The 9995-nt window shown below is 67.7% G+C and carries 12 protein-coding genes; 6 read left to right on the forward strand and 6 right to left on the reverse strand.

Annotated elements, in window-relative coordinates; all coding sequences use genetic code 11:
• The coding region (locus N878_RS26625; protein ID WP_156350852.1) for a helix-turn-helix domain-containing protein at positions 1-148 on the forward strand (148 nt) is incomplete at its 5' end.
• Positions 149-367: 219 nt separating this feature from the next.
• A complete protein-coding gene (locus tag N878_RS04320; protein WP_021442460.1) occupies positions 368-1144 on the forward strand; it encodes an ABC transporter substrate-binding protein in 777 nt (258 codons plus the stop codon).
• Between the two features lie 93 nt (positions 1145-1237).
• On the opposite strand, the gene N878_RS04325 is transcribed toward N878_RS04320, so the two are convergent.
• Genes N878_RS04325 through N878_RS04335 form a run of 3 tightly spaced genes read right to left on the reverse strand, consistent with a single transcriptional unit; the run spans position 1238 to position 2926 of the window.
• Positions 1238-2164, reverse strand: coding sequence for a class I SAM-dependent methyltransferase (locus N878_RS04325; RefSeq protein ID WP_021442461.1), 927 nt, complete (start codon positions 2162-2164; stop codon positions 1238-1240).
• Entirely contained in the window at positions 2157-2495 is a 339-nt protein-coding gene (locus N878_RS04330; RefSeq protein WP_021442462.1) for an FKBP-type peptidyl-prolyl cis-trans isomerase, read from the reverse strand. Before N878_RS04330 ends, N878_RS04325 begins: the two co-directional genes overlap by 8 nt.
• Positions 2492-2926: a group II truncated hemoglobin gene (locus N878_RS04335; RefSeq protein ID WP_021442463.1), complete on the reverse strand. Its 435-nt coding sequence runs from the start codon at positions 2924-2926 to the stop codon at positions 2492-2494. The genes N878_RS04330 and N878_RS04335 overlap by 4 nt, the downstream gene beginning before the upstream one ends.
• Positions 2927-3073: 147 nt before the next feature.
• Between N878_RS04335 and N878_RS04340 the strand changes: the two genes are divergently transcribed.
• The 3 genes from N878_RS04340 (at position 3074) to N878_RS04350 (ending at position 7073) form a co-directional block, all read left to right on the forward strand.
• On the forward strand, positions 3074-5437 hold the full coding sequence (locus N878_RS04340; protein ID WP_021442464.1) for a DNA polymerase II: 2364 nt from the start codon (positions 3074-3076) through the stop codon (positions 5435-5437).
• A gap of 273 nt (positions 5438-5710) precedes the next feature.
• Positions 5711-6715, forward strand: a complete 1005-nt coding sequence (locus N878_RS04345) for a TerC family protein (protein ID WP_021442465.1) — start codon at positions 5711-5713, stop codon at positions 6713-6715.
• A 52-nt stretch (positions 6716-6767) separates the two neighbouring features.
• Positions 6768-7073 (forward strand): hypothetical protein, encoded by a 306-nt coding sequence (locus N878_RS04350; protein WP_021442466.1) that lies wholly within the window; start codon positions 6768-6770, stop codon positions 7071-7073.
• A 2-nt stretch (positions 7074-7075) separates the two neighbouring features.
• Here the strand turns inward: N878_RS04350 and N878_RS04355 are convergent, their stop codons facing one another.
• Positions 7076-7999, reverse strand: coding sequence for a LysR family transcriptional regulator (locus N878_RS04355; protein WP_021442467.1), 924 nt, complete (start codon positions 7997-7999; stop codon positions 7076-7078).
• A 179-nt stretch (positions 8000-8178) separates the two neighbouring features.
• On the opposite strand from N878_RS04355, the gene ycaC reads away from it, so the two are divergent.
• Positions 8179-8793, forward strand: a complete 615-nt coding sequence (gene ycaC / locus N878_RS04360) for an isochorismate family cysteine hydrolase YcaC (protein WP_021442468.1) — start codon at positions 8179-8181, stop codon at positions 8791-8793.
• Positions 8794-8831: 38 nt separating this feature from the next.
• On the opposite strand, the gene N878_RS04365 is transcribed toward ycaC, so the two are convergent.
• Complete coding sequence (locus tag N878_RS04365; protein WP_021442469.1) at positions 8832-9461, reverse strand: transcriptional regulator; 630 nt, start codon at positions 9459-9461, stop codon at positions 8832-8834.
• 82 nt (positions 9462-9543) lie between these two features.
• Positions 9544-9995: FAD-dependent oxidoreductase (locus N878_RS04370; protein ID WP_021442470.1), on the reverse strand; the 452-nt coding region annotated here is incomplete at its 5' end.

The following is a 9995-nucleotide window of genomic DNA, read 5'->3' on the forward strand; positions in this document are numbered from 1 at the left end:
CCTGCGCAGCGCACTGGATGCCTACCAGCGCCGGCTGATCGAGCAATGCCTGGCGCGCCACCAGGGCAAGTGGGCCGATGCCGCGCGCGAGCTGGGGATCGATCGGGCCAATCTCAGTAGATTGGCGAAGCGCCTCGGGTTGCGCTGAGCGCAGGGGTTGACGATTTGTACATTAAAGTCCAGAGTGGACTTTAATGTATAAGCGAGAGCGACCCATGCAGTCCTCCCCATTTCCCTCCGCGCACCGCGTGCCCCTCGATTCGTCGTGGGTCGGCGCGCCTTGCTTCTGCCCCTTCGCCTTCCCACCGGGTTCCGCCGCCTTGTCGCGCGCGGCGAGCTCGTTCATTCCGCAGCAGGAGACACGACCATGAAGAAACTCGCCTGGCTGGGCGCCATCGCCCTGAGCCTGATGGCTTCCAGCCCGTTCGCCGCCGACAAGCCACTGCGCCTGGGTATCGAGGCGGCCTACCCGCCGTTCGCCTACAAGGAGGCCAGCGGCGAGATCGCCGGCTTCGACGTGGACATCGGCAACGCCCTGTGCGCCGAGATGAAGGTGCAGTGCCAGTGGGTCGAGCAGGAGTTCGACGGCCTGATCCCCTCGCTCAAGGTGAAGAAGGTCGACGCCATCCTCTCGTCCATGACCATCACAGACGAGCGGCGCAAGTCGGTGGACTTCACCGGCAAGTACTACTACAGCCCGGCGCGCCTGGTGATGAAGGAAGGCAGCACGGTCGACGCCGACTTCGCCAACCTCAAGGGCAAGCGCATCGGCGTACAGCGCGCCACCACCACCGACCGCTTCGCCAGCGAGGTGATGGCCGCCCAGGGCGTGCAGGTGGTGCGCTACAGCTCGCAGAACGAAATCTACCTGGACCTGATCTCCGGGCGCCTGGACGGCACCCTGGCCGACGCCATTCCGGTGGAGGAGGGCTTCCTCAAGACCGACAACGGCAAGGGTTTCGCCTTCGTCGGGCCGTCCTTCACCGATCCGGCCTACTTCGGCGAGGGCGCCGGCATCGCCGTGCGCAAGGGCGACAGCGAGCTGCTCGGCAAGCTCAACGCCGCCATCGCCGCGATCCGCGCCAACGGCAAGTATCAGCAGATCCAGCAGCGCTACTTCAGCTTCGACATCTATGGCGACTGAACGAGGCGCACCGCGCCGGGATCCTGGCCGGTGCGCACGGCGCAGCCTGTGGAACGGCCGGCGCCACGCCCCGCAGCCCGTATTGCATCCGGGCTACAGCTGGAACACCAGCGCCTTCAGGCCGCTTTCGGCCGAGATGTCGGGAAACTCCGGCGGGTTGTCCAGGCGCCGCGCAAAACGCAGCTGCGGCGCCTCCTCGGCCATGCCGTCGATGAGAAAGTCCGGGCCGATATCCGGGTCGTTGACGCAGGCCAGCACGGTGCCGCGCTCGCCGAGCAGTTCGGGCAGGCGGCGGAGGATCTTGCGATAGTCCTGGGTGAGGGCGAAGCTGCCTTTTTGGAAGCTCGGCGGGTCGATGATCACCAGGTCATAGGGCCCGCTCTTGCGTACCTTGCCCCAGGACTTGAACAGCTCGTGGCCGAGAAACTCCACCCGGGCGAGGTCATGCTCGTTCAGGCGATGGTTGTCGCGCCCGCGCGACAGCGCCGCGCGCGCCATGTCCAGGTTGACCACCCGCTCGGCGCCGCCGGCGATGGCCGCCACCGAGAAGCCGCAGGTGTAGGCGAACAGGTTGAGCACGCGCTTGCCGGCGGCCTGCTCGCGCACCCACTGGCGGCCCAGGCGCATGTCGAGAAACAGCCCGCTGTTCTGCTTGCTGCCCAGATCCAGCAGGTAGCGCAGGCCGTCTTCGAGAATCGGCCATTGCGCCTGGGGCTCGCCGGCCAGCCATTCGCTCTCGCTGCCCTGCACGTAGCGGTGCTGCAGCAGCAGGCCGCGGGCGCCGCTGGCCTGCCACTGCGGCGTCTGCAGCAGCTCGATCAGCAGCGGCTTTAACGCCGGCGAAGGCTCGCGAAACAGCATCACCAGGACGATCCCGGACAGCCAGTCGACGGTGATCTGCTCCAGCCCCGGCCAGCAGCGGCCACGACCGTGGAGCAGGCGGCGGGTTTCGGCGCCCGGATGGTGCGCCAGCGCATTCAACAAATGCTCGCGCAGGGTGACGAGGGCGGCGTCAGTCATCGCGGGTCAGCACTTCCAGCAGCTCGATTTCGAAGATCAGGTTGGCGTTCGGCGGTATCGAACCCATGGTGCGCTCGCCATAGCCCAGGTGCGCGGGCACCAGCAGCTTGCGCTTGCCGCCCACCTGCATGCCCATCAGGCCCTGGTCCCAGCCCTTGATCACCCGGCCGCTGCCGATCACGCACTGGAAGGGCTTGCCGCGCGAGTAGGAGGAGTCGAACTCGCTGCCGTCCTCCAGCCAGCCGCGGTACTGGGTGGTGATCAGGGCGCCCTTGACCACGGCCTTGCCGTCGCCCGGTTGCAGGTCTTCGATGATCAGCTCGAGGCTCATGTCGGTTTTCCACTCTGGTGTCGGTTGTGGCTGGCCTGGACGATGCGCTGCGCGGGCACGCGCAACTGGGCCAGCAGGTAGTCGGCGAAGGCCGGTTCATAGGGCTGCAGGGCGATGGCGCCGGCCATGCAGTCCAGCCAGCTCTCGGCGAGGGCCGCGTCGATCGGCCATTGGGCATGGAAGCTGGGGATGCTGATGCTGCCGTATTTCTCGGCGAACAGCCGCGGGCCGCCCAGCCAGCCGCTGAGGAAACGCGCCAGCTTGTCGCGCGAGGCGCTCAGGTCGGCCGGGTGCAGGGCACGCAGGGCGGCGGCTTCGGCGCGCTCGTCCATCAGCCGGTAGAAGTCGTCGACCAGGCGGCGCAGGCCGTCGCTGCCGCCGGCCGCCTGGTAGGAGGCGTCGCCCGTGCCGTAGGGAGGATGGCTGCTCATCGAAGCGCTCCGCGGAAAAGGCGCCATTGTAACCGCTGGCGTAGAATGGCCGGCCAGTTTGGTTCGAGGTGATGGGCAGCGGCAGAGGCTGTTTCTCGCCTCTCCCGTAAGCGGGAGAGGGGTAGGCCGTGCTTGCCTGAAACGATGATGACGCAACCCCAGCAAGGCTTCGTGCTCAGCCGCCATTGGCGCGACACGCCGGAAGGTACCGAAGTGGCCTTCTGGCTGGCCACCGATGACGGCCCGCGCCAGGTGCGCCTGCCGCGGCAGGAGTCGGTGGCCTTTATCCCGGCCGAGCAGCGCGCCTGGGCCGAGCCGCTGCTGCGCGATGAAAAGGGCGTCGAGCTGCGCGAGCTGGCCCTGCGCGACTTCAAGCGCCGCCCGGTGCTGGGCCTGTACTGCCGCCAGTACCGCCAGTTGCTGCAGCTGGAGAAGAAGCTGCGCCAGGTCGGCGTGGACGTCTACGAGGCCGATATCCGCCCGCCGGAGCGCTACCTGATGGAGCGCTTTATCACCGCTTCCGTCAGCTTCGCGGGCACTGCCCAGGAAGACGGCAGCCTGCTGTGCACGTCGCTCAAGCCCGCCGCCGATTACCGCCCGACGCTGCGCCTGGTGTCGCTGGATATCGAGACCAGCGCCCGCGGCGAGCTGTATTCCATCGCCCTGGAGGGCTGCGGCCAGCGCCAGGTGTATATGCTCGGGCCGGCCAATGGCGATGCCGGCGGCGTGGATTTCGAGCTGGAGTACTGCGCCAGCCGCAAGGCCCTGCTCGAACGGCTGAATGGCTGGCTGGCGCGCTTTGATCCCGACGCCATCATCGGCTGGAACCTGGTGCAGTTCGACCTGCGCGTGCTGCGCGAGCACGCCGAGCAGCTCAAGGTGCCGCTGCGCCTCGGGCGCGGCGGCGACGTGATGGGCTGGCGCCAGCACAACAGCAGCCAGCACTACTTCGCCGAGGCCGCCGGGCGGCTGATCATCGACGGCATCGAGGCGCTGCGCTCGGCGACCTGGAGCTTCCCCTCGTTCAGCCTGGAGTCGGTGGCGCAGACCCTGCTCGGTGAAGGCAAGGCCATCGACACCCCCTACGCGCGGATGGACGAGATCCAGCGCATGTTCGACGAGGACAAGCCGGCGCTGGCGCACTACAACCTCAAGGACTGCGAGCTGGTCACGCGCATCTTCGCCCACACCGACCTGCTCGCCTTCCTCCTCGAGCGCTCCAGCGTCACCGGCCTGGCCGCCGACCGCAGCGGCGGTTCGGTGGCGGCCTTCACCCACCTGTACCTGCCGCCGATGCACCGCCTGGGCTTCGTCGCGCCGAACCTCGGCGACATTCGGGGCGAGAACAGCCCCGGCGGCTTCGTCATGGATTCGCGCCCCGGCCTGTACGACTCGGTGCTGGTGCTGGACTACAAGAGCCTGTATCCCTCGATCATCCGCAGCTTCCTGATCGACCCGCTGGGTCTGGTGGAAGGGTTGCAGAAGCCGGACGACGCGCATTCGGTGGAAGGTTTTCGCGGCGCGCGCTTCTCGCGCACCCGGCACTGCCTGCCGGCCATAGTCGAGCGGGTCTGGCAGGGGCGCGAGGCGGCCAAGCGCGACGGCAACGCGGCGCTGTCGCAGGCGCTGAAGATCATCATGAACGCCTTCTACGGGGTGCTCGGCTCCAGTGGCTGCCGCTTCTTCGACCCGCGCCTGGCTTCGTCCATCACCCTGCGCGGGCACCAGATCATGAAGCGCACCCGCGAGCTGATCGAAGCCGAGGGTTATGCGGTGATCTACGGCGACACCGATTCGACCTTCGTCTGGCTCGGCCGCGCCCACGACGAGGCCGAGGCGGCGCAGATCGGCCGCGCCCTGGTATCAAGGGTCAATGCCTGGTGGCGCGAACATTTGCAGCAGGAGCATGGTCTGGTCAGCGCCCTGGAGCTGCAGTTCGAGACCCATTACCGGCGCTTTCTGATGCCCACTATTCGCGGCACCGAGGAGGGCAGCAAGAAGCGCTACGCCGGCCTGGTACGGGCGGCGGATGGCAGCGAACGCCTGGTGTTCAAGGGCCTGGAGACGGTGCGCAGCGACTGGTCGCCGCTGGCCCAGCGCTTCCAGCAGGAGCTGTACCGCCTGGTGTTCGCCGGCCAGCCCTACGAGGACTACGTGCGCGACTACGTCAAACGCACCCTGGCCGGCGAGCTGGACGAGCTGCTGGTCTATCGCAAACGCCTGCGTCGGCGCCTCGACGACTACCAGCGCAACGTGCCGCCGCACGTGCGCGCCGCGCGCAGCGCCGACGAGCACAACCAGCGCCTCGGCCGGCCGCTGCAGTACCAGCGCGGCGGCTGGATCGGCTACCTGATCACCACCGCCGGGCCGCAGCCGCTGGAGTGCCTGCTGTCGCCCATCGACTACGAGCACTACCTCAGTCGCCAGCTCAAGCCGGTGGCCGATGCCATCCTGCCGTTCGTCGGCGGCGATTTCGAGCGCCTGGTGGACGGGCAGCTGGGGTTGTTCTGAAGCCTTCGCCCCGGTTCAGTGCCACAGCGAACCCCGCAGGAGCCCGCTTGCGGGCGATCCTGGCGCCGTCGTACTCATCGCCGGCAAGCGGGCGCCTCAAGACGGCTGCGGTCCCTTGGGGCGGCGGAAAACGGGAAATACTTTGCAAACTCTGCGCGGTTGAGCGGCGTTTGCCGCCTGAGTATCTTTGCGCCGTGATGCCGGGCCCCTCTGGCGGTTAACACCGCGATGTCGGAATCACAGTCTGTTCAATCTGACTGTAGGAGGGGCTCCATGACTGCCCTAGAACCGTTTCTCTTCGCCGAGTTCCTCGGCACCGCCACCTGGTTGTGGCTGGTCTTCATCGCCGTCGTTATCTCCCTGCTGGCCTTCGACCTGGGCGTGCTGCATCGCGACAACCGCGAAATCGGCGTGCGCGAGAGCCTGCTGCTGTCGGCCGGCTACATCACCGCGGGCCTGCTGTTCGGCGTCTGGGTGTTCTTCCAGAAAGGCGGCGACGCCAGCATGGATTACCTCACCGGCTTTCTGATTGAAAAATCGCTGTCGATGGACAACGTGTTCCTCATGGCGATGATCTTCAGCTTCCTGGCGATCCCGCGGCAGTACCAGCACAAGGTGCTGTTCTGGGGGATCATGGGCGTGCTGGTGCTGCGCGCGATCATGATCGGCCTGGGCGCGGCGCTGATCCACCAGTTCAGCTGGATTCTCTACCTGTTCGGCGCCTTCCTGTTCTTCACCGGGGTGAAGATGCTGTTCGCCAAGCTCGACGATGCGCCCGATCTGGAAAACAACCTGCTGGTGAAGTTCCTGCGCAAACGCCTGCGTGTGACCGAGCGCCTGCACGGCGAGCGCTTCTTCGTGCGTCAGGACGACGGCAACGGCCGCAGCGTGCTGTGGGTGACACCGCTGTTCCTGGCGCTGATTCTGATCGAGTGCGCCGACCTGATGTTCGCCATCGACAGCGTGCCGGCGATCTTCGCCATCACCCAGGATCCGTTCATCGTCTACACCTCGAACATCTTCGCCATCCTCGGCCTGCGTGCCCTGTATTTCGCCCTGGCGGCGCTGATCCACCGCTTCGCCTACCTCAAGTACGCCCTGGCCCTGGTGCTGGTGTTCATCGGCGCGAAGATCTTCCTGGTCGGTATCATCGGCAAGATTCCGGCGGCGGTGTCGCTGAGCGTGACCCTCGGCCTGCTGATCGGTGGCGTGCTGCTGTCGCTGTACAAGACCCGTGGCCAGCCGCCGGCGAGCGCGCCGAAATCGCTCGCGGACTGAGCGCCCCATCCCCCATCGACCGACGCGCAGGCGTCGCCCAAGAGGACGTTGTATGCATAGCCCGTTACGCAGCCTTTCCCTTTCCGCGCTCGGCCTGGCGCTGGTCGTTCTGGCCGGATGCGAGGCGGCCGAGCAGTCCGCCCAGAAGCTCGTCGAGGAAACCGAGCAGCAGGCCCAGGCCCTGCTCGACGACGCCGTCGGCGAGGCGGTGGAGCAGCTGAACAAGCAGGTCGACAGGCTGCAGGAGTCGGCCAACCAGGCGCTCGGCAAGCCTGCGCAGGAAGAGCCGGCCGAGCAGCCCGAGGCCGAGCCGGATGCGGCCGCGGACGAAGGCTTCGAGCCGGGCGTGGAAACCTGAGTTCAGCGCGCGCCGTCGGTCGTCCAGGCGGCCGCGTGCAGCGCCTGCTGGAGGAAGTCGCACAGCGCCTGGATCTTGACCGAGGCGCGGTGCGAACGCGGGTAGAGGGCGTGGATCTCATCGGCCGTGGGCCGCGCCTCGGGCAGTACCTGCAGCAGGCGGCCGGCCTGCAGGTCGGGCTGGACGATAAAGCGCGGCAGCACCGCCAGGCCCAGCCCGGCCAGCGCCGCATCGCGCATGGCCTCGCCGTTGTTGCTGGTGAAGCGCCCGCCGGGCGCCAGGGTCAGCGGGCGCTGGGGCGCGGCGGGGTCGTCGAACGACCAGAGCTGTTCGGCGCTCAGGTTGCAGTAACCGATGCAGGGGTGTTCGAGCAGCTGCTCGAGGCGCTCGGGGGCACCGTGGGCGCGGATGTAGTCCGGGCTGCAGCACACCACCCGCGGGCTGCTGCCCAGGCGGCGGGCGATCAGCGCGCGGTCGTGCAGGCGCGAGATGCGCAGGCACAGGTCGTAGCCCTCGCGCTCGAAGTCGCTGACCCGGTCGTCCAGTTGCAGCGCCATTTCCAGTTGCGGATGCAGGCGCATGAAGCTCGTCAGTTGCGGCGCCAGCCACAGCGTGCCGAAGCTCATCGGCGCGAGGATGCGCAGGCTGCCGGCCAGGCTGCCGTCCTCGCTGGCGACGGCCTCGGCGGCGGCCCGCAGTTCTTCGAGCGCGGCCCTGGCCTGGCGGTAGAAGCGCTGGCCGCTGTCGGTCGGGGCGACCTTGCGCGTCGAGCGGAACAGCAGGCGGGCGCCGAGGTGGCGTTCCAGGTCGCTGAGGCGTTTGCTCACCACCGACTTGGCCACCCCCAGCTGCTGGGCGGCCAGGCTGACGCTGCCCAGTTCGGCGACGCGCAGAAAGGTCTCGATTTCCGCAATATCCAGTTTCATGGCGGTGCACGCGTTGAGCCAGTGTGCCGTTCAGCATAACGCCTCGCCGGGAGCTGGATTGTTCGGTTTGAGCGAAAAACCATTTCGTCGGGCGGCGGGAGGTCGAGGCCGCCGAGTCGGGCTAGGCTTTGGGTTCACGCCCGCAACCGGGCTCCCTCACCGCTACAGGAGGCTGCGCCATGTCTTTCACCTATAACCGCCTGAACAAGGACGATGCCGTCGTGCTGCTGGTCGACCACCAGGCCGGCCTGCTCTCGCTGGTGCGCGACTACACGCCGGACGAGTTCAAGAACAACGTGCTGGCGCTGGCCGACATCGCCAAGTTCTTCAACCTGCCGACCATCCTCACCACCAGCTTCGAGAACGGCCCCAACGGGCCGATCGTGCCCGAGCTCAAGGCCATGTTCCCCGATGCGCCCTATATCGCCCGGCCGGGGCAGATCAACGCCTGGGACAACGCCGATTTCGTCAAGGCCATCGAGGCCACCGGGCGCAAGCAGCTGATCATCGCCGGGGTGGTCACCGACGTCTGCGTGGCCTTCCCGACCCTGTCGGCGCTGCAGGCCGGCTATGAGGTGTTCGTCGTCACCGACGCCTCGGGCACCTTCAACACCAGCGTGCGCGACGCTGCGCTGATGCGCATGGCCCATGCCGGGGCGCAGATGCTCAACTGGTTCAGCGTCGGTTGCGAACTGCACCGCGACTGGCGCAACGACATCGAAGGCTTCGGCGGCATCCTCGGCGGCCACCTGCCGGCCTACGCCAACCTGATCCAGAGCTACAGCCAGAAGTGACGCGGCGAGCCCGCCGGCGCTTGCCGGCGGGCTGGCTCTCAGCTTTCGCCCTTGATTTCCTTGAGGTGCTTGTACACCGTCGCCCGGCCCATGTTCAGCACGTTGGCCACGTAGTTGGCGGCGCTCTTGCCCTTGAACGCGCCTTCGGCGTGCAGCGCCTCGACCAGTTCGCGCTTGTGCTCGCGGGTCAGCAGGTTGAGGCCGAGCTGGCGCTGGCGCAGCCAGGCGTGGAGGAAGGTGTTGATGCGCTCCTGCCAGTCGTCGCGAAACAGCGCGTCGGGCTGGGGGATCAGCTTGTTCGCCGAGAGGAACAGGTCGAGTGCCTGACGGGCGCTCTCGAACAGCGAGATATTGAGGTTGATGCACAGCACCGCGACCGGCTTGCCGCCGGCGTCGCGCAGCACGCTGCTGACCGAGCGGATCTTCTGCCCGTCCCAGTTGAGCTTCTCGTAGGGGCCGATGCTGCGTGCGTCGCCGGCGTCGTCGAGCATGTCCTCCAGGGCGGCGTCATCGCCCACCGCGCGCTTGGAGATGTTGTTGGCGATATGGTCGATCTTCTGCGTGCGCAGGTCGTGCAGCACCACCTCGGCGTGGGGGAAGAACAGGGTGGCGATGGCGTCGGCGATGGCGCGGTAGTTGTCGAGATCGGCGGCGGGGCGGGGCGTCATGCGGTGGGCTCCTGGGTCGGCGCGACGAGTGTGCCGCAAAGCGCCGGGGGCGTCATCAAGGCACCCCCGGACTGCATCTGGGCTACTGGCGCAGCCGCGCTGGGCTGAGCATGGCTTCGTCGAGGCCGAAGCGGGTCAGCGCCTCGGGCAGCGGCTGGCGGCGGATCAGCGCGGCGCTGGCCTGACCCATCGCCGCGCTGGTCTGGATGCCGTAGCCGCCCTGGGCGGCGACCCAGAAGAAGCCCTCGGCCTGGCCGTCGTAGCCGGCCACCAGGTCGCCGTCGGCGACGAAGCTGCGCAGCCCGGCCCAGGTGTGCGCCGGGCGGCGGATGCTCAGGCTGGTGTGCTCCTCGATCTGGTAGATGCCCATGGCGATGTCCAGCTCCTCCGGCTGCACGTCGTGCGGCGCCACCGGGTCGGCGTTGGCCGGCGAGCCGAGCAGCTGGCCGGCGTCGGGCTTGAAGTAGAAGGCTTCGTGCAGGTCCACCACGCAGGGCCAGGCGTGACAGTCGACGCCCTCCGGGCCGTGGAAGG

Source organism: Pseudomonas sp. EGD-AK9 (assembly GCF_000465935.2).
Taxonomy (GTDB): domain Bacteria; phylum Pseudomonadota; class Gammaproteobacteria; order Pseudomonadales; family Pseudomonadaceae; genus Aquipseudomonas.